Raw genomic sequence first — 19,630 nt, 5'->3', positions numbered from 1 at the left:
GATTCGCACGCGTCGCAGCGCAATGGAAGCGCCTGACCGTTGCGTCACACATGCGGCGCGATCCGTGCGACCGCCCCACGCGTGCGCGCGATTTCCGCTTCGAGCCAGTCGAGAAACCGCCTGACCTGCGGCTCGCGTTCCCGCCCGGGCCGGCACAGCGCGACGAAGCGTGCGCCGGCGAGCCGCACCGACGGCTCGATCGGCATCAGCGCGCCGCGCTCGACGTGCTCGGCGACCAGCACGGAGCTGAGCAGCCCGACGCCCTGGCCGTGCAACACGGCCTGCAACGCGTAGTGCTCGTCGTCGTAATGCCGGAACACCGCGCGCTCGAGCCACGCTTCCCGGCCCGCCGCACGACACCACGATGCCCAATCGATCGACATCGGCTGCGGTGTATCCCACACCGTCTCGATCAAATCGAGGCGCTCTTCCGAACGATGCGCATCGAACCCGGTGGCCGCATACGCGCCGAAATGCTCGTCGATCAATGCGATCTCGTGCAGCGTCGGGAACGTGCGCGACGTCGCGCGAATCGCGAGATCGATTCGCGCGTCGCGGTCGAGATCGGCGAGCGTATTGCCGGTTTCGACCTTGATGTTCAATTGCGGATCGACCTGCCGAAACCGGCCGAGACGCGGAATCAGCCACATCGCGGCGAATGCGGGTGTGGTGGTCAGCACGAGCGTGCGCTCGTCGGCCGCTTCGGGCCACACCGCGTCGAGCCCGCGACTCAGCGCGAGCAACGCATCGTGGCTCGCGCGAAACAGCCGTTCGCCCTCCTCCGTGAGCCGCACGCCGCTCGCGCCGCGCTCGAACAGCAGCACGCCGATCCGGCTTTCGAGCGACTTGATCTGATGCGATACGGCCGCCGGCGTCACGGACAACTCGTCCGCCGCGGCCTTGAACGAGCCGAGCCGTGCCGACGACTCGAATACACGCAATGCGGTCAGGGGAATTTTCGAGAACACGGGGCCTCTCGGGCCGGGTCCGGCCGGGTTGAATTCGATTCAATCCGGGTGAGATTAGGTGAATTGAAGCGCTCGCGCAACGCACGTAGCCTTGCGGGACGTCGCGGCGCCGTGCCGCGCAAGCGACCGTCGAGTCACCGTCGAACCGGAGAAACAACGTGCAAGGCCTACCGCGCAGGATCACGCAGGCGCTGCTCTACGAAGCGATCGCGATCTCCTGCATCTCGCCCGCGATCGCGGCGATCTTCAAGCAAAGCCTCGTCTATTCGGGCGCGTTGTCGGCGACGATGTCCGCGATCGCGCTGCTGTGGAACATGATCTTCAACGCGCTGTTCGAGCGCTGGGAAGCGTCGCGCCGTCGGCCCAGGCGCACGCTCGCGCGGCGGATCCTGCATGCGACCGCATTCGAGGGCGGGCTGATCTTCATCCTCGTGCCGGTGGTGTCGTGGTGGCTCGACATCTCGTGGTTCGACGCGTTCGTCGTCGACATCGGGCTGTTCGCGTTCTTCTTCTGCTACGCGTTCGTGTTCCAGTGGGCGTTCGATCGCGTGTTCGACGTCCCGGCGGCGACGAAGGAATCGTAACGTTGGTTCGCGGCGCGGCGATTCGCCAATCGACTCGCGACCCGAAAACGACGCGGCCCGCCCGCACGATGCGGGAGGGCCGCGTTTCATCACGCCGGCGCGCCACCTTCGGCCGGGGCGCCGTTCGTCCGGTCGCTCAATGCACGCCGAGATACGCCTTCACCGCCGGCAGGCCCGGCTTGCCGTCGATCGTCGTCACACCCGCGAGCCACTTGTCGAGCGCCTGCGGGTTCGCCTTCAGGTACTCGGCCGCGGCCTTGTTCGGGTCTTCCTTGTTCATGATCGGCACCATCACGTGGTTTTCGATCGTCGTCGTGAACTGAAGGTTCGACACGAACTTCGCGACGTTCGGGCAGCGCTGCGCGTAGTCGGGCGGCGTCGCGGTCAGCACCTTCGCTTCGCCGTAGTTCGGGCCGAACACGTCGTCGCCGCCGCTCAGGTAGTCGATCTTCATCTGCACGTTCATCGGATGCGGTTCCCACCCGAGGAACACGATCCACTGCTTGTCGCGGATCGCGCGATTCACCTCGACCAGCATCCCGGCCTCGCTCGACTCGACCATCTTGAACTTGCCGAGGCCGAACTGGTTGCCGTCGATCATCTTCTTGATCAGCAGGTTGCCGTCGTTGCCCGGTTCGATCCCGTAGATCTTGCCGTTGAGCTTGTCCGCGAACTTCTGGATGTCGGCGAACGACTTCAGGCCGCCCTGGTACACGTAGTCGGGCACCGCGAGCGTGTATTTCGCGCCGGTCAGGTTGGGCGTGGCGAGCACCTTGATCGTGCCGGCCTTCGTGAACGGCTGGATGATCGGATCCATCGTCGGCGACCAGTAGCCGAGGAACACGTCGATCTGCTTGCTCTTGATGCCCGCGAACGTGATCGGCACCGACGCGATCGTCTTGGTCGGCGTGTAGCCGAGCCCCTGCAGCATCGTCGATGCGAGACCCGTGGTGGCCGCGATGTCGGACCAGCCGACGTCCGCGAAGCGCACGTTCTTGCACACGGGCGGGTCGGCCGCATAAACCGCCGACATCGGTGCTGCAATCCCGATCCCGCATGCCGCTGCGATCAATAGGCGCTTCATCTGTCTTCTCCTCAAAGTGACGTCGTTTTTCATGGGGCGGGATCGAGTGTTGAAACCGCGCGCCGAGATCCCGGCGGCGTCGCGGACCGAATGTCTCGCGCGGGTCGTGTCAGCGCCCCGGCAACCGTCGCTCGTAGCTCGGCGCGTGACCGAACTGCGCGCGATACGCCTTGCTGAAATGGCACGGCGAATGGAATCCGCACGTCGTCGTCACGCGCGCAATCGATGCGTCGGTCGTGCGCAGCAGGTCGCGCGCGCGTTTCAGACGCAGCGTCAGGTAATAGTGGGTGGGCGACACGTTCAGATAAACCTTGAACATCCGCTGCAGGTGCCGCTGCGAAAGTCGCACGAGCCGCGCGAGTTCCTCGAGCGACAGCGGCTCCTCGATGTTCGCCTCCATCAGCCGCACGACCTCGATCAGCTCCGCGCGCGAGAAACCGACGCGCGCATCGACGGGAATCGGCTGCGTGTCGGTCGAACTGCGGATGCGCTCCAGGATGAACTGCTCGGACACCTGCGCGGCGAGCTGCTGGCCGAAACGCATGCCGACGAGGTTCAGCATCAGGTCGAGCGGCGCGGTGCCGCCGGTGCAGGTGAGCCGGTCGCGATCGACGACGAACAGCTCGTCTGCGAATCCGACCTGCGGAAACTCCGCATGCAGCGCGGACAGGTTCTCCCAGTGCACGGTGCAGCGATAGCCGTCGAGCAGACCGCCCGACATCAGCGCATACGCACCGGTGCAGATGCCGCCCAGCGGCAGCCCGCGTTCGGCGAGCGCCGCGAGCGTGTCGCGCGCGCCGTCGTCGACCACGTTGCGGATGTGGATCCCGCCGCACACGATCATCACGTCCGGCAGGTTCGTGTAGTCGAGCGCCTGGGTCGGACGCACCGCGATGCCGTTGCTGGCATGCACGGGCGCACCGTCGAGCGAATAGATCGACCACTTGTAGTGATCGGATCGCCCGACGTAGTTCGCCATCCGAAGCACTTCTACCGCGCTCGAAAACGCGATCATCGAGAAGTTCGGCAGCGTCAGGAAGCCGAAATGGGCAAGGGACGAAACCGGTGAAACGCAAGCGGCGGGCACGGCGGCAGCGGCGGCGGACGTCACATCGGGCTCCTGGCGAATTGAGCAGGTTGCACGCAGCCAGCCCCGTGGCACACGCCACGGAAGCCGGTATCGAATCGGGGGAGGCGGCCGGAAGGCGAACCGGCCGCCGGTTACTTACGCTTGCGCGGGCGTGGCCTTCGCGCGGAACAGTTGTTTCAGGCCCGAGAACAGCGGTGCTTTCACGGTGCCCGGCGCGCGGCCGAAGCTCTCGGTGATGCGGTCGAGAATGATCGCCAGCAGCACGACCGACAGACCGCTTTCGAAGCCGAGGCCGATGTCGAGGCGCTGGATACTTGCGAGCACGTCGTTGCCGAGGCCGCCCGCGCCGACCATCGACGCGATGATCACCATCGACAGCGCCATCATGATCGTCTGGTTCACGCCCTGCATGATCGACGGCAGCGCGTTCGGGAACTGGACCTTGTACAGCAACTGCCACGGCGTGCAACCGAATGCCTGGCCGGCTTCGACGATCTCGCGGTTCACGTGACGGATGCCGAGGCTCGTCAGGCGCACGGCCGGCGGCATCGCGAAGATCACCGTCGACAGGATCCCCGGCACGCGGCCGAGACCGAACAGCATCGCGGCCGGAATCAGGTACACGAACGCCGGCATCGTCTGCATCAGGTCGAGGATCGGACGCACGATCGCGGCGACCCACTTGCTCTTCGCCGCCCAGATGCCGAGCGGAATGCCGAGCACGAGGCTGATGATCGTCGACGACAGCGTGAGGCCGAGCGTGATGACCGTCTGGTCCCAGAAGCCCGTCGCGAAGATCAGCAGCAGCGACGCGGTGGTGAACAGTGCGAAGCGCCAGCCCACGCGCCACAGACCGACACCGATGAAGATCGCCATCATCAGCCACATCGGGATCGCCTGCAGGCTGTGCTCGACGAATGCGGCGAGGCCCTCGATCGCGCGGCCGATCGTATCGAACGTCGCCGCGTCATGGTCGAGCAGGTAGTGAACGGACTGGTCGACCCAGCTACCGAGCGGAATCATTTCAGACATGGGAGCCTCGCGAACGCGTGATGGCCTTCAGGATAAGTGCGCGGTCGACCGAGCCGCAGTAGCAGCCGTCGTCGTCGACGACGGGCAGCGCATTCGGGCTCGCGACGACGCGTGCGACGACATGTTCGAGCGACGCATCGCGCCGGATGCTTTCGATCGGCCGCACGGACGGCGTGTCCTGACCGATCGCGTCGCGCGTGACGAAGCCGCGGATCTTGCGGGCGGCGTCGAGCACGAACGCGTATTCGGCACTGCCGTTCAGCGTCGCCGCGACGTTCGCGGCATCGCACTTCGACATGGTCGGCACGGCGCCCGTCTGCATCAGGTCGCCCGCCGTCAGATAGCGGCTCGTGTCGATGCCGTCGAAGAATGCGCGCACGTAGTCGTCGGCCGGATTCGCGATGATGTCCTGCGGCGTGCCGACCTGCACGAGGCGGCCGCCTTCCATGATCGCGATGCGGTTGCCGATGCGCAGCGCCTCTTCCAGATCGTGCGACACGAACATGATCGTGCGGCGCTGTTCCTTCTGCAGTTGCAGCAGCACGTCCTGCATTTCGCGGCGCTTGAGCGGATCGAGTGCGGAGAACGCCTCGTCCATGATCATCAGCGACGGGTTCACGGCCAGCGCGCGGGCCAGGCCGACGCGCTGCTGCATGCCGCCCGACAGCTCGGACGGCAGCTTGTGCGAGAACGGTGCGAGGCCGACCTGCTCGAGCACCTCCATCGCACGGCGTTCGCGTTCCTTCTTGCCGACGCCCGCGACCTCGAGGCCGAACGCGGCATTCGATACCACGCTGCGATGCGGCATCAGCGCGAACGACTGAAACACCATGCTCATGTCCTTGCGGCGCAGCGCGGTCAGCGCGGAGCGGCGTGCCGACGCGACGTCGAGCCCGTCGATCAGCACCTTGCCGGCGCTCGGATCGACCAGCCGGTTCACGAGGCGGATCAGCGTGGATTTGCCGGAGCCGGACAGGCCCATCAGCACGAATATTTCGCCTTCCTGCACGTCGAACGATACGTTGTGCACACCGACGACCTGACCGGTACGCTTGAGCACATCGTCTTTCGTCGCGCCGGCAGCGAGCATGTCGAGCGCCTGCTGCGGGTTGCTTCCAAATACCTTGCACAGACCTTCGACCACGACCTTGGGGGCATCCATCGAAACCTTCTCCTCGTGTAGCGGGGACTCACGCGTGTCATAGCGTGCCTACATAGTTGCCAGAAAAAACCCCGACCTGCCGACGAATTACGACAAACGCTTGCGCAAATACGACACACCCGGCAGCCCCGCCACGCGGGGCACAGCGCCGGGCGGCACTCGATTGCGGCAGCGCAATACGCGCTCAGCCAATAACGGCGGGCATCCCGGGCGCGGCTTGTGCGCAGCAGCGCGACGCGCGAACGACGCCGTTTTGCGCCAACCCGCGGAAGCCGCGCGTCGCTTTGCGACAATTCCACGTCCGATCGGACGGCGTCGCCCGTCCTCTTCGTGCGAAAAGAATGATCGTACGAAAACCCGCATCGCGAACGTGCGACAGGCACGTTTCGCCGCCCGCCCGCAACCCAGAAAATCCCCCATGGCCATTGTGATACATTGCCGGCAATCGCACTGATCGCGACGTCGCCGCGCGCCTTGGGCGTGGCGCCGCGCCGACGGCGTGCGCATGCCGGTTCGCCTGCCGGCCATACTGAAACAGCCTCGATCGGGCCGTGCACCGATCGAAGGACGATAACGAAATGAGAGAGGGAGCAAGGCGATGAATTGGGCTTTTGCCGCAATCGGTTTCATCGTGGGCGGTATCGCCGCATTGTTCGGGGATTTCTCCGCCGCCAGCGGCACGCTGCTCGGCGCGGCGGCGGGGTTCTGCATCGGTCACGCGCTGCAGCAACGCAAGCGCAAGAGCGGCGACGCGCTACCCGACGCGTTCGCGATTTACGCCAATCCCGCAACACCGCAGCCCGCTCCCGTGCCGCTCGCCGATCGCGTCGCGCGCCTCGAAGCGACGGTCGACGCGCTCACGCGCGAGCTCGACGTATTGCGTGGTCAGCTCGCGGGCGCGAAGGCCGGTGCCGCCACGGCCAGCGCCGCGCAAATGCCACCGGCGACGCCCGCCTCGGTCACGCCTGCACCCGCCTCGATGCCGCCGCGGCCGTCCGTGCAGCCGACCGGTGCGCGCGCCGGTGTGCCGCCGTCGACGTCCATCCCGGCCCCCGCACCGGCAGTCGCCACGCGGACGAGCGAAGCGACCGCCGCTGCCGGCGCGCCGACGAATCCGCCCGCGACGACTTCACCATCCACCCCGCCCGCCCCGCCCAAACCCCGCGAACCCGGCATCGCCGAACGCGCGTTCCGCGCCGCACGCGACTGGTTGCTCGGCGGCAATACGGTCGTGCGCGTCGGCATCATCGTGCTGTTCTTCGGCGTCGCGTTCCTGCTCAAGTACGCGGCCGACAACAACCTGCTGCCGATCGAATTCCGCCTCGCCGGCACGGCGCTCGCCGCGGCCGCGCTGCTCGCGATCGGCTGGCGCGTGCGTGCGCGCCGCGCGGCATACGGCCTCGTGCTGCAGGGCGGCGGCATCGGCATCCTGTACCTGACGATCTTCGCCGCGACCAAGCTCTACGCGCTGCTGCCGGTCGGCGCCGCGTTCCCGCTGATGGTCGCGGTGTGCGCGCTGAGCGCGTTCCTCGCGGTGAAGCAGAACGCGCTGCCGCTTGCATTCATGGGCAGCGCGGGCGGCTTCCTCGCGCCGGTGCTGCTGTCGACCGGCCACGGCAGCCATGTCGCGCTGTTCAGCTACTACGCATTGCTGAATGCGGGCATCTTCGCGATCGCATGGTTCAAGGCGTGGCGTCCGCTGAACCTGCTCGGCTTCGTGTTCACGTTCACGATCGGCTCCGCGTGGGGCGTGACGGCATACCGCCCCGCGCTGTTCGCGACCACCGAGCCGTTCCTGATCCTGTTCTTCCTGATGTACGTCGGCATCGCGCTGCTGTACGCGGTGAAACGCGAACTGGCGCTGCGCCACTACGTCGACGGCACGCTCGTGTTCGGCACGCCGATCGTCGCCACGGCGTTGCAGGCATCGCTCGTGAAGGGCATGCCGTTCGGGCTCGCGTGGAGCGCGGTCGCGCTGTCGGCGTTCTACGTCGCGGTCGCCGCATGGCTCGCGCGGCGCCGCGATCGTCTCGCGCTGCTGTTCGAGGCGATGCTCGCGCTGGCGGTGATCTTCGCGACGCTCGCGGTGCCGCTCGCATTTTCGGGCCCGACGACGAGTGCCGCGTGGGCGATCGAAGGCGCGGCGATCGTGTGGGTCGGCGTGCGCGAGAAACGCCTTGCGCCGTTCGGCTTCGGCCTGCTGATGCAGATCGCCGCGGCCGGCGCATTCTTCACGAGCCTGCTCGGGCCGACCGACACGAACGCGCTGCCGGTGCTCAACAGCCCGTACATCGCAATGCTGCTAATCGCGCTCGCCGGGCTGTTCACGGGCTGGTGGCTGCACGGGCGCGACGAAGCGCGCGCGTGGCACGCATGGATGCCGGACGTCGGCGCGGCGGCCGCGGCCTGGGGGCTGCTGTGGTGGCTGAGCAGCGGCTTGCACGAGATCCTCGTCTATGCGAGCCGCCACGTCGATCTGCATGCGGACCGCTTCGTCGTCGACGCGACCGCGCTGTTCGCAGCCGGCACCGCATGGCTTGCACACGTCGCGCGCCGCAAGCTCGCCTGGCCGATCGCCGAATGGCCCGCACTCGCGCTGACGCCCGTGCTCGCGCTGCTCGCATTGCGCGCGTTCGATGCGCATGAGGCCCCACTGTCGGGCATGGGCGCGTTCACGTGGCCGATCGCCGTCATCGCTTGCTATGCGCTGCTGCTGCGTCAGTCGCGCGGCACGGCGGCCGCTGGTCAGGTCACGGGCGCGACGGGCAAGTCGGGCACGTCGGCCGTGGCGGTCACCCTCACGCCGGTGATCGCGCCGCTGCACACGCTGATGTTCTGGACGTTGTGCGGGCTGTTCTCGCTCGAAGGCTTCTGGCGCCTGCGCGCGTTCGTGCCCGAAGGCGCGTGGAGCTGGAGCGCGTGGGCCTACGGCTTCGGCGCGCTGCTTCTGCTGGTTTCGGGCCCCGGCTCCCGCCTGCGCTGGCCCGTCGCCGCGTTCCCGCGTGCGTATCAGGTGTGGGGCGCCGCGCCGCTCGCCGCGCTGCTGTGGCTGTGGAGCATCGCCAGCGTGACGAGCGACGGCGATGCGTCGCCGCTGTTCTGGCTGCCGCTGCTCAATCCGCTCGACGTCGCGCAACTGCTGATCTTCGTCGCGTTCGCCACCTGGCTGCGCCGCCTGAAGACGCTCGGTGTCGGCTGGCATCCACTCGCGGCCGACCTGGCGGCGCTCGCGACCGTGTTCCTGTGGTTCAACGCGCTGCTGCTGCGCACGCTGCATCACCGTTTCCACCTTGCCTACGACATCGACGCCGTGCTGTCGTCGTTCGGCATCCAGCAGGTGTTCATGGTCGGCTGGAGCCTGTTCGCGTTCGCCGGCATGTGGCTGACGCGCCGCGACGGCATCGCGCGCGTGTGCGCGCTCGCGTCCTTGCCGCTGATCGTCGTGATGTGGATCTGGACCTTCTACGCGAACTTCACGCAGGACGGCGGCAGCTGGGCGCGCGTCCCGCTGCTCAATCCGCTCGACCTCGTGCTCGTGGTGGTCTATGCGCTTGCGGCGTCGTGGTTCGTGCGCGCGCGCAAGCTCGGCTGGTCGTTCGGCAACTACCGCGTCGAGCTGCTCGGCGCGGCCGGCGCGACGGCCTTCCTGTGGCTGAACGCGATCCTGCTGCGCACGCTGCATCACTGGACCGGCGTGCCGTACGCATTCGACGCGATGGCGGAATCGACGCTCGTGCAGGCGTCGGTTTCCGTGTACTGGACGCTCTGCGCGCTCGCGACGATGATCTGGGCCACGCGCCGCGGGTTGCGTCCGCTGTGGTTCGTCGGCGCCGCGCTGCTCGCGCTCACGGTGATCAAGCTGTTCCTGTTCGACTTGTCGCACGTCACCGGCATCGAACGCATCGTGTCGTTCATCGGCATCGGCATCCTGCTGCTGTTGATCGGCTATTTCTCGCCGCTGCCGCCGAAGGCCGCGGCCCAACGGGACGAACGCCAATCATGAAACGACTCGCAGCCCTGCTCGGCCTGAGCCTGCTGACGTCGTTCGCGGCGGCCGACGGCTCGCCCGGCGCCGAACGCGTTGCCCAGCGCTTCTCGCTCGATCTCGACGGCAGCGCCGCGTATTACCAGCTCACCGTGCCGCAGGCCGTCTATGCGGCCAGCCGGCGCGACGATCTTGGCGACGTGCGCATCTTCAACGGCACCGGCGAGCCCGTGCCTTACTCGCTCGATGCGCCGGCGGCGGCGGCCGTGCCGCCGTCGCGCACGCCGGTGCACTGGTTCCCGTTGCCGCCGGCGCGCGCCGACGACGGGCCTGCGCCGCTCGGCGTGTCGGTTGCGCCGGACGGCTCGCTGCGCGCGGCCGTCACCGCGCCGGCGCGCGCGAAGCATGCGGCCGATCTCGTCGACCTGTCGCACGCGGACGGCGAAGTCGACGCACTGCTCGTGCACGTGAGCGACGACAGCTTCCAGGGGCGTGTCGCGGTCGCGGCGAGCGACGATCTGCGCAGCTGGCGCTCGCTCGGCAGCACGCAACTGCTGAAGGTGGGGCGCGGCGGCGACATGTTGATGCAGGAACGCATCGCGCTCGAAGGCACGGCGCCGCGCTACCTGCGGCTCGACTGGCTCGACGGCGCACCCACGATCGGGTCGATCGAGATCGAAACGCAACCGCACGATGCACGCACGGCGGACAGCGCGGCCGTGCCGCGCCAATGGCGCGAAGCCGTGCACGTGCGCGCCGGCAGCACGCCCGGCGAGTATCTGTTCGACACCGACGGCGCCTATCCGGTCGACCGCGTGCGCATCGACCTTCCACAACCGAATACGGTTGCGCGCGCAACGCTACAGAGTCGCCCCGGCGCGCAGACGCCGTGGCGCGACGTTGCCGACGCGGTGCTGTTCCGGCTGCAGGGCAAGGGTGGCGAACAGCGCAACCCGCCGTTGGCGTTCGCGTCGAATCCGGATCGCGCATGGCGAATCGTCGTCGACATGCGCAACGGCGGTCTCGGCGGTGGCCAGCCTGCCGTCGCGGTCGGCTGGCATCCGGCCGCCCTGACCTTCGTCGCGCGCGGCACGCCGCCGTTCACGCTCGGCGTCGGCAATGCGTCGCTGTCGTCGTCGGCCGTGGGCCGCGATGCGCTGCTCGTCGGGATGGCGCCGGAAGTGCGGCCCGCGCGCGTCGGCGCGGCACTGCCGGTTTCGGCGGCCCCGCCGGAGCCGGCCGCCGATAAGGATGCGATCCGCCGTTACGTGCTGTGGGTGGCGTTGGTCGTTGCGGTCGGCGTGCTCGGCACGATTGCATGGCGCCTCGCGCGCGGCGGCAGCGACACGCACACACACGACGATTGAGACAGGCCACGCCGGCACGACGAATCGGGCCGCAGCGGCGCGCCGCGAGGCGTCGCAAGAAACATGTCGTGAACATCACGCGAGACCGAAGCGCAACGATGGCGCGACGGCGTGCATGCCCACGGGTTCGACGCCTTCGCCCAAGTGACCGGATTCACCGATCGTTGCGCCCGCAAGCAGTTCGTGACGCACGCATCGGCGTCGACGCAAGCCGGCACGCGCGAAACCTTGCCCGCGATGCACGAAGCCGGCGCGAGCGCGGCCGGCTCCTCGTTGACACGCCCCGTGACGCGCTCCAGACTCGCTGATCCTCCACAGCACCGCGAGCGCCCATGGTCACCTGCTTCCTTCGCTACGTCATCGATCCGTACAAACTCGAGCAGTTCGAAACCTACGGCAAGATGTGGATTCCGCTCGTCGAGCAATTCGGCGGCACGCACCACGGCTACTTCCTGCCTTCCGAAGGCGCCAGCAACATCGCGCTCGCGATGTTCTCGTTCCCGAGCCTCGCCGAATACGAGCGCTACCGCGAACGCTCGAAAACCGATCCCGCCTGCCAGGCCGCGTTCCGGTATGCGGAGGAAACGCGCTGCATCGTCAGCTACGAGCGCAGCTTTTTCCGGCCGGTGTTCGCGTAACGCCGCAAAACGCCCACGCGTCGCCCCGCTTTCCGGCGCCGGACGAAAAAAAGCCCCGCCTGCATCCGCGTGGCGGGGCCAACCCATGTCAGTAGAGACATCATGGAGGAGACGGGCCCATCTTATCGAGCGCGGCACGCCGTCCCAACCAAGCATTTCTGCTATCGATCTGCGTCGCCGCGCGCACGCTCGACCCGTGTGCATGGCATATCGATAGAACGAAAAGTCGTTTTCAGAGTGGCGGCGGGGTCGTTACCATCTGGTTTTAAGCCTGTGCTTAGCCGGGCAAGCCATCCCCAAGGAGCGCCCCTTGACTGCATTCGATCAACACCGCCGCCCGTTCGTGGTCGGCATCGGCGGGACCACCCGAGCCGCGTCGTCGACCGAACGCGCGCTGTCGTTCGCGCTGCGCGGCGCGCAGGCCGCCGGCGCACGCACGCGACTGTTCGACGGCCCGTTCCTGCATACGCTGCCGCACTACGCCCCCGAACACAAGACGCTGACCGACGCGCAGCGAGAACTGATCGACACCGTGCGCGAAGCCGACGCGATCATCATCGCGACGCCCGGCTATCACGGCGGCGTGTCCGGCCTCGTGAAGAACGCGCTCGATACGCTCGAGGAACTGCGCGCCGACGAGCGCCCGTACCTCGACGGCCGCGCGGTCGGCCTGATCGTCACGGCCTACGGCTGGCAGGCCGCCGGCACCGTGCTGACGTCGCTGCGGTCGATCGTCCACGCGCTGCGAGGCTGGCCGACCCCGTTCGGCGCCACCGTGAACACGCTCGAAACGCGCTTCGACAGCGCCGACAGTTGCTCGGATCCGAAGGTCGTCGCACAGCTCGAGACCGTTGGCTCGCAGGCAGCCGAATTCGCGCTCGCGTTCGCGTCGCATCGCGCGGCCACGCATGCCGCATCGGTCGACGCGCTCGCGCCCGTGCTGAAGATCGCCAACCAGTAACCCCAGCCTCCCCGCCGCCCGCGCCCGGCCGACGACGTTCGCCGCGCGCGGGCACGCGTGTCCGACGGTGCGGTGCGCATCGCACCGTCGCCGCCTGCTTCATGCCGTCTCCCCGCGCCGATAACGATCCTGCCCGCCACGTGATTTGCATTGGCCGAAAGATTGGTTCACGCGCGCCGCGGGTTTTCGTACGCTGAAAGCCCGAACCTTCCATGCGCACGCCATGAACCGCACGATCCGCTACAAGGGCTACGAAGTCGCCCCCGCTGCCGCCCGGCTGCCGAACGGGCTGTTCGCCGCGAACCTGACGATCGAGAAGGCAAGCGGCGGTCCGTCGCCGCGCGCCGTGTCGTTCGACGCGATCGACTTCTTCTTCGAAGAGGAGCACGCGCTCGCGTATGCGTCCCGCTGGGGACGCCTCTGGATCGACACGCAGGCCTGAGCGCAGCGCACGGCAGCGCGGGCCGGCTCGAAAATACGCGATTACGAAAGCTATGCAAGAATCTTTCGACTCGTAATCGCATAACAACAGCCATGTCCGACACGCTGCAGGAAGACCACGCAGCGGCAGATCACGCCATGCGCAACTGGACCTTCGAGCTTCAGGGTCCGGTCAGGATCGGTTCCGATGCGCACAGGCAGATGTTCTGCCGCATGCTGCTCGATACGCACAACCCGTACAAACCGGCCGTCATCGACTGGCCGCCGCTCAAGCCCGACGAACTCAAGCGGCTCACGTCGCTGCCGATCTGGGACATCGCCGTGCAGACCGAAGGCCGTGCGTCGATCCGCGTCGCCACCTTCGCGGCGACCGTCGGCGATCCGCTGCTGCGCCGGGCGCTCGAGATGGACGGCGCCGAGGAAGCCCGGCACAAGGTCGTGCTGTCGAAGCTGGTGCAGGCATACGGCATCGCGCTCGCCCCCGAGCCGCCCTATCCGGCGCCGAACGACCCCGAGTGGTCGTGGATGGTGACCGGCTTCAGCGAGTGCATCGACAGCTTCTTCGCGTTCGGCCTGTTCCGCTCCGCGCAGCGCTCCGGCTATTTCCCGCCCGAACTCGTCGACACCTTCGAACCCGTGATCCAGGAGGAAGGCCGGCACATCCTGTTCTTCGTGAACTGGTATGCGTGGTACTGGCGGAGTTTGCCGTGGTGGCGCCGGCCGTGGTTCTTCGCACGGGTCGCGGCCGTGTGGGCGTTCCTGATCCGGGAACGCATCGGTATCGCGCGCGGGATCGACGCGGACGGCGTCGCGCACGACGCGAACTTTCCGGCGACGAGCACCGCCGACATCGGCGATGCGCTCAACCCGCGCGAACTGATCGAAATGTGCCTCAGCGAGAACGACCGCCGGATGGCCGGGTACGACAAACGGCTGTTGCGCCCGATGTTCGTGCCGCGCATGGCGCGCCTCGCGCTGCGATTCCTGAAGAAATAAGGCCGCGGCCGCAGGTTTCAGGCGGCGCCTCGTCCGGGACGATGTACTGCGTCGCCCGGACCCGGGCGGCACAACCTCGCCGTACGGCCACGACCGTGATCCGCACGGCGACACCCCCTTTCGGACGAAAACGAGCAACCCTCCAGCTCGCGTCTCTCGGTTCGCGCGCGGCGTCACGCCGGCCAACGCGCACCCATCCACGCGAAAGCGCTCGTCCGACGCGCTTGCGTCGTCGTTTTTCCTCCCGCGGAATGCCCATCCTGGCCAGCAGAGTCGAGTGACCGTGGCTCAAATCTGACGTTTCCTGCTCGCTGCTCCCGGCGTCCGCAACTTGGGCGTCTCCGACCGTCGTCGTGGACGATCCGGCTCGTCGTCCAATTCGCCTCCGAACCCATCACATGAAATTCGTCAATAGAGCAGATTCCAAACAGGAATCCCAATAGTCGGGTCAATGCGCCTGTAGCACTTTTTTACAACTTTGTGACGCTGGCCACCGGGGAAGGCCCGCCCCACGGGCCAGCACGGCCGGCGAAATGCGCAAACCAGCATAGCCGAACAACCCTTTCTTCATGCTTTTTGATTTTTAAGAAAACCCGGCAAATGCAATTGAAAATCTGCTTTAAATCTAAAATTAACAAATTAACAATGTTGTTCGGTCGATCCGAGCCAGCGTCCATCAAACATTACAGCATAGAAAAACTAACGTTTGACGCAAACGTTTGCTTTTTCATTTGTCTTACTTTTCGTGACATCCAATGTGCGGCACGGCACACAATAAACACGTATTCCATTGATTTTTATATATTTTCTTAGCACCCCTCGCACCCGACAGCAACCTTCACTCGACATTTCGCGTATTTTCAAATCTCTTACAGTCTAATGCATCAAAACGCGATGCATTAACCATCTTTTAACTTTTCGAATGCTCCATTTATCACTGTTTGTAAATCTCAAAATAGCGCCTCAAATAAACTCCGCCCATCAATTTTGAGATTCGCGCGAACGCACGGCAGATTCATCTAACGAAATAGACCGGTGTGTGGCGTGCTTATTTGGAGGTAGTAGGACATGAACCGCACATACCGCTCGATCTGGAACGAAGCCCTCGGCGCCTGGGTCGCTGCATCCGAACATGATTCGGCACGGGGCAAGCCGAACAAGTCCGCCATCGTGGTCGCGGCCGCCGCCGTGCTCGCACTGGGCCTCCCCGCGCTCGCGGAGGCCAACACGCTCAACACGCAGCAGACCTGTTTCACGGGAAGCAACGGCGCGGTCGGCCGCGTGAACCCGGGCGGCACGTCGAATCAGGCAGGGGACGGTTCGGGCACCTATTCGGTCGTCGCAGGCTGTAACTCCAACGGCAACCTTTTCACCGGCGTCACGGTATACGGCTCGTTTGCGCAAGCGACTGGCAACGGCGCCGTCGCGACCGGCATGCAATCCTCCGCAGCCCTGTGGGGTGTGGCGACAGGTCTCGAAACGACCGCCAGCGGCACCGGCTCCACCGCGCTCGGCTTCGGCTCGACCGCAAACGCGCTGAACTCGGTCGCAATCGGCGGCGCGGGCGGCAACGGCACGACGCCGCTGTCGCAGGCAAACTCGACCATCGCATCCGGTGCGGGTTCGATCGCGATCGGCAGCAACGCAACCAAGGGTGCGCAATCGGCCGCATCGGACGGCATCGCGATCGGCGGACAATCGTCCGTCGGATCGACCGCCACGTCGGGTATCGCCGTCGGTCGTGGCTCGACAGTCAATGGCGCCTTCGGTACCGCGATCGGTGATGGCGCCGTCTCCAGCGCCACCAACGCCCAGGCTTTCGGCACCAACGCCAACGCCAGCGTGGCGGGTTCGGTCGCACTCGGTTCCAATGCCGTCACGAACGGCACCGCGAACACGGCGACCGGCGGCACGGGTTCCGTCAGCAGCACGACGATCGGCAGCCAGACGTTCGGCACCTACGCCGGCGCGAGTTCCGCCGCCGGTGTGGTCAGCGTCGGCGCGGCCGGGGCGGAGCGGCGCATTCAGAACGTCGCCGCCGGCCTGGTCAGCGCGGCCAGCACGGACGCGATCAACGGCAGCCAGCTTTATGCGGTCGCCAGTACGACGACGTCGAGCATTGCCAGCCTGTCCACGTCGACTTCGACGGGGATCAGCTCGCTGTCGACCGGGCTGAGCTCGACCAATAGTTCGGTGGCTTCGCTGTCGACTTCGACGTCGACGGGTCTGTCGTCGGCGAATAGCTCGATCTCGTCGCTCTCGACCTCGACCTCGACCGGCATCAACTCGCTGTCCACGGGCCTCAGCTCGACCAACAGCTCGGTTACGTCGCTGTCGACCTCCACGTCGACGGGTCTTTCGTCGGCGAACAGCTCGATCTCGTCGCTGTCCACCTCGACTTCGACCGGCATCAATTCGCTGTCGACCGGCCTCAGCTCGACCAACAGCTCGGTGACTTCGCTGTCGTCGTCCACGTCAACCGGCCTCTCGTCGGCGAATAGCTCGATCAGCTCGCTGTCCACCTCGACCTCGACCGGCATCAATTCGCTGTCCACCGGCCTCAGCTCGACCAATAGCTCGGTCGCCTCGCTCTCGACTTCCACGTCGACCGGTCTGTCGTCGGCGAACAGCTCGATCAGCTCGCTCTCGACCTCGACTTCGACGGGCATCAACTCGCTGTCGACGGGGCTCAGCTCGACCAACAGCTCGGTCGCCTCGCTCTCGACTTCCACGTCGACGGGTCTGTCGTCGGCGAACAGCTCGATTTCGTCGCTCTCGACGTCGACCTCGACCGGCATCAGCTCGCTGTCCACCTCGACCTCGACGGGCATCAACTCGCTGTCGACCGGCCTCAGCTCGACCAACAGCTCGGTGGCTTCGCTGTCGTCGTCCACGTCGACCGGTCTGTCGTCGGCGAACAGCTCGATCTCGTCGCTGTCCACGTCGACCTCGACCGGCATCAACTCGTTGTCTACGGGTCTCAGCGCAACCAACAGCTCGGTCGCGTCGCTGTCGACTTCCACGTCGACCGGTCTGTCGTCGGCGAATAGCTCGATTTCGTCGTTGTCCACGTCGACCTCGACGGGTATCAACTCGCTGTCCACGGGCCTCAGCTCGACCAACAGCTCGGTGACCTCGCTGTCGTCGTCCACGTCGACCGGTCTGTCGTCGGCTAATAGCGCAATTTCGTCGCTGTCCACGTCGACCTCGACGGGCATCAACTCGCTCTCGACCTCTACGTCGACCGGCCTCTCGTCGGCGAACAGCTCGATCAACTCGCTGTCCACCTCGACCTCGACGGGTATCAACTCGTTGTCGACGGGTCTGAGCTCGACCAACAGCTCGGTCGCTTCGCTGTCGACCTCCACGTCGACGGGTATCAGCTCGCTGTCCACCGGCCTCAGCACGGTCACGACCAAGACCGACAATCTCGGCAACAGCACCGCCGCAGCCCTCGGCGGCGGCGCGAGCTACAACCCGGCAACCGGCACGGTTTCCGCTCCGTCGTACACGACGTACAACGCGAACGGCACGACGTCGACCGCCAGCAGCGTCGGCTCGGCGATCGACAGCATCAACAGCCAGGGCATCAAGTACTTCCACGCGAAGTCGACGGCAGCCGACAGCCAGGCGCTCGGCACCGACTCGGTCGCAATCGGCCCGAATGCCATCGCCAACAACGCCGGCGACGTCGCACTCGGCAGCGGCTCCGTCACCGCAGCGCCCAACGCGACGCCGACGGGTACCGTCGGCGGCGTGACCACCACGTTCGCGGGCGGCAATCCGAGCAGCGTGGTGAGCGTCGGCAATGCGAGCACGGGCACCACGCGTCAAATCACCAATGTCGCGGCAGGTCAGATCACGCCGACCAGCACCGACGCGATCAACGGCTCCCAGCTCTTCGCGACCAATTCCGTCGTGGATTCGCTGTCGACGACGGTGTCGTCGTCCAGCAGCGCGATCTCGTCGTTGTCGACCGGCATCACTTCGTTGTCGACGGGGCTTAGCTCGACCAACAGCTCGGTGGCTTCGCTCTCGACTTCCACGTCGACGGGTCTCTCGTCGGCAACCAGCTCGATCAGCTCGCTGTCCACATCGACTTCGACGGGCATCAACTCGCTGTCGACCGGCCTCAGCTCGACCAACAGCTCGGTCGCTTCGCTTTCGACTTCCACGTCGACCGGCCTCTCGTCGGCGAATAGCTCGATTTCGTCGCTCTCGACTTCCACGTCGACGGGTCTGTCGTCGGCCAATAGCTCGATTGCGTCGCTGTCCACGTCGACCTCGACCGGTATCAACTCGCTGTCGACGGGCCTGAGCTCGACCAATAGCTCGGTGGCTTCGCTGTCGACCTCCACGTCGACCGGCCTCTCGTCGGCGAATAGCTCGATCAGCTCGCTCTCGACCTCGACTTCGACCGGTATCAACTCGCTGTCGACCGGCCTCAGCTCGACCAACAGCTCGGTCGCTTCGCTGTCGACCTCCACGTCGACCGGCCTCTCGTCGGCGAATAGCTCGATTTCGTCGCTCTCGACTTCGACCTCGACGGGTCTGTCGTCGGCGAACAGCTCGATCGCTTCGCTGTCCACGTCGACCTCGACCGGTATCAACTCGTTGTCCACGGGCTTGAGCTCGACCAATAGCTCGGTGGCTTCGCTGTCGACCTCCACGTCGACCGGCCTCTCATCGGCAACCAGCTCGATCAGCTCGCTGTCCACTTCGACCTCGACGGGCATCAACTCGCTGTCCACGGGCCTCAGCTCGACCAACAGCTCGGTGGCGTCGCTGTCGACTTCCACGTCGACCGGCCTCTCATCGGCGAACAGCTCGATCAGCTCCCTGTCTACCTCGACTTCGACCGGCATCAACTCGCTGTCCACGGGCCTCAGCTCGACTAACAGCTCGGTGGCGTCGCTCTCGACTTCCACGTCGACCGGCCTCTCGTCGGCAACCAGCTCGATCAGCTCGCTGTCCACGTCGACCTCGACGGGCATCAACTCGTTGTCCACGGGCCTCAGCTCGACCGACAGCTCGGTCGCTTCGCTGTCGACCTCCACGTCGACGGGTCTGTCGTCGGCCAATAGCTCGATCAGCTCGCTCTCGACGTCGACTTCGACGGGCATCAACTCGTTGTCCACGGGCTTGAGCTCGACCAACAGTTCGGTCGCTTCGCTCTCGACCTCCACGTCGACCGGCCTGTCCTCGGCAACCAGCTCGATTTCGTCGCTCTCGACCTCGACCTCGACCGGCATTAACTCGCTGTCCACGGGCCTCAGCTCGACCGACAGCTCGGTGGCTTCGTTGTCGACCTCCACGTCGACG

The 19,630-nt window shown here is 66.2% G+C and carries 12 protein-coding genes and 1 pseudogene; 8 read left to right on the top strand and 5 right to left on the bottom strand.

All coding sequences use genetic code 11. The features are described from left to right. Positions 1 to 44 precede the first annotated feature (44 nt). Positions 45 to 968 carry a LysR substrate-binding domain-containing protein gene (locus tag ACV22V_RS28985; protein WP_448016226.1) on the bottom strand — a complete coding sequence of 308 codons (924 nt, stop codon included), beginning with the start codon at positions 966 to 968 and terminating at the stop codon, positions 45 to 47. A gap of 158 nt (positions 969 to 1,126) precedes the next feature. On the opposite strand from ACV22V_RS28985, the gene ACV22V_RS28980 reads away from it, so the two are divergent. Then, complete coding sequence (locus ACV22V_RS28980) at positions 1,127 to 1,552, top strand: PACE efflux transporter (protein ID WP_448016225.1); 426 nt, start codon at positions 1,127 to 1,129, stop codon at positions 1,550 to 1,552. A gap of 136 nt (positions 1,553 to 1,688) precedes the next feature. On the opposite strand, the gene ACV22V_RS28975 is transcribed toward ACV22V_RS28980, so the two are convergent. From ACV22V_RS28975 to ACV22V_RS28960, 4 genes and pseudogenes are all read right to left on the bottom strand, one after another. After that, positions 1,689 to 2,636 (bottom strand): choline ABC transporter substrate-binding protein, encoded by a 948-nt coding sequence (locus ACV22V_RS28975; protein WP_059534053.1) that lies wholly within the window; start codon positions 2,634 to 2,636, stop codon positions 1,689 to 1,691. Positions 2,637 to 2,745: 109 nt separating this feature from the next. Further along, on the bottom strand, positions 2,746 to 3,747 hold the full coding sequence (locus ACV22V_RS28970) for a GlxA family transcriptional regulator (protein WP_059534051.1): 1,002 nt from the start codon (positions 3,745 to 3,747) through the stop codon (positions 2,746 to 2,748). Between the two features lie 114 nt (positions 3,748 to 3,861). Next, a complete protein-coding gene (choW, locus tag ACV22V_RS28965) occupies positions 3,862 to 4,758 on the bottom strand; it encodes a choline ABC transporter permease subunit (protein WP_059452134.1) in 897 nt (298 codons plus the stop codon). Next, positions 4,751 to 6,160 (bottom strand): annotated as a pseudogene (locus ACV22V_RS28960) (quaternary amine ABC transporter ATP-binding protein); the annotation flags it as partial. The pseudogene ACV22V_RS28960 and the gene choW, both read right to left, overlap by 8 nt. A 358-nt stretch (positions 6,161 to 6,518) precedes the next feature. Here ACV22V_RS28960 and ACV22V_RS28955 point away from each other — a divergent pair. From ACV22V_RS28955 to ACV22V_RS28925, 7 genes are all read left to right on the top strand, one after another. Further along, positions 6,519 to 9,923 carry a DUF2339 domain-containing protein gene (locus ACV22V_RS28955; RefSeq protein WP_448016223.1) on the top strand — a complete coding sequence of 1,135 codons (3,405 nt, stop codon included), beginning with the start codon at positions 6,519 to 6,521 and terminating at the stop codon, positions 9,921 to 9,923. Continuing rightward, on the top strand, positions 9,920 to 11,272 hold the full coding sequence (locus ACV22V_RS28950) for a DUF3999 domain-containing protein (protein ID WP_448016221.1): 1,353 nt from the start codon (positions 9,920 to 9,922) through the stop codon (positions 11,270 to 11,272). The genes ACV22V_RS28955 and ACV22V_RS28950 overlap by 4 nt, the downstream gene beginning before the upstream one ends. 332 nt (positions 11,273 to 11,604) lie before the next feature. Further along, entirely contained in the window at positions 11,605 to 11,910 is a 306-nt protein-coding gene (locus tag ACV22V_RS28945) for an NIPSNAP family protein (RefSeq protein WP_059598866.1), read from the top strand. A 310-nt stretch (positions 11,911 to 12,220) separates the two neighbouring features. Next, positions 12,221 to 12,871 carry an NADPH-dependent FMN reductase gene (locus tag ACV22V_RS28940; protein ID WP_059466925.1) on the top strand — a complete coding sequence of 217 codons (651 nt, stop codon included), beginning with the start codon at positions 12,221 to 12,223 and terminating at the stop codon, positions 12,869 to 12,871. A gap of 223 nt (positions 12,872 to 13,094) precedes the next feature. Then, positions 13,095 to 13,313, top strand: a complete 219-nt coding sequence (locus tag ACV22V_RS28935; RefSeq protein WP_059534037.1) for a hypothetical protein — start codon at positions 13,095 to 13,097, stop codon at positions 13,311 to 13,313. A gap of 92 nt (positions 13,314 to 13,405) precedes the next feature. Further along, the gene (locus ACV22V_RS28930) at positions 13,406 to 14,308 is read left to right on the top strand and encodes a ferritin-like domain-containing protein (protein WP_448016220.1); all 903 of its coding nucleotides are present in this window, start codon (positions 13,406 to 13,408) and stop codon (positions 14,306 to 14,308) included. A 1,068-nt stretch (positions 14,309 to 15,376) separates the two neighbouring features. Beyond that, on the top strand, positions 15,377 to 19,630 hold a 4,254-nt coding region (locus tag ACV22V_RS28925), incomplete at its 3' end, for an ESPR-type extended signal peptide-containing protein (RefSeq protein WP_448016256.1).

It is taken from the genome of Burkholderia sp. AW33-5 (assembly GCF_053427615.1).
This window is presented reverse-complemented; position numbering and strand designations above follow the sequence as displayed.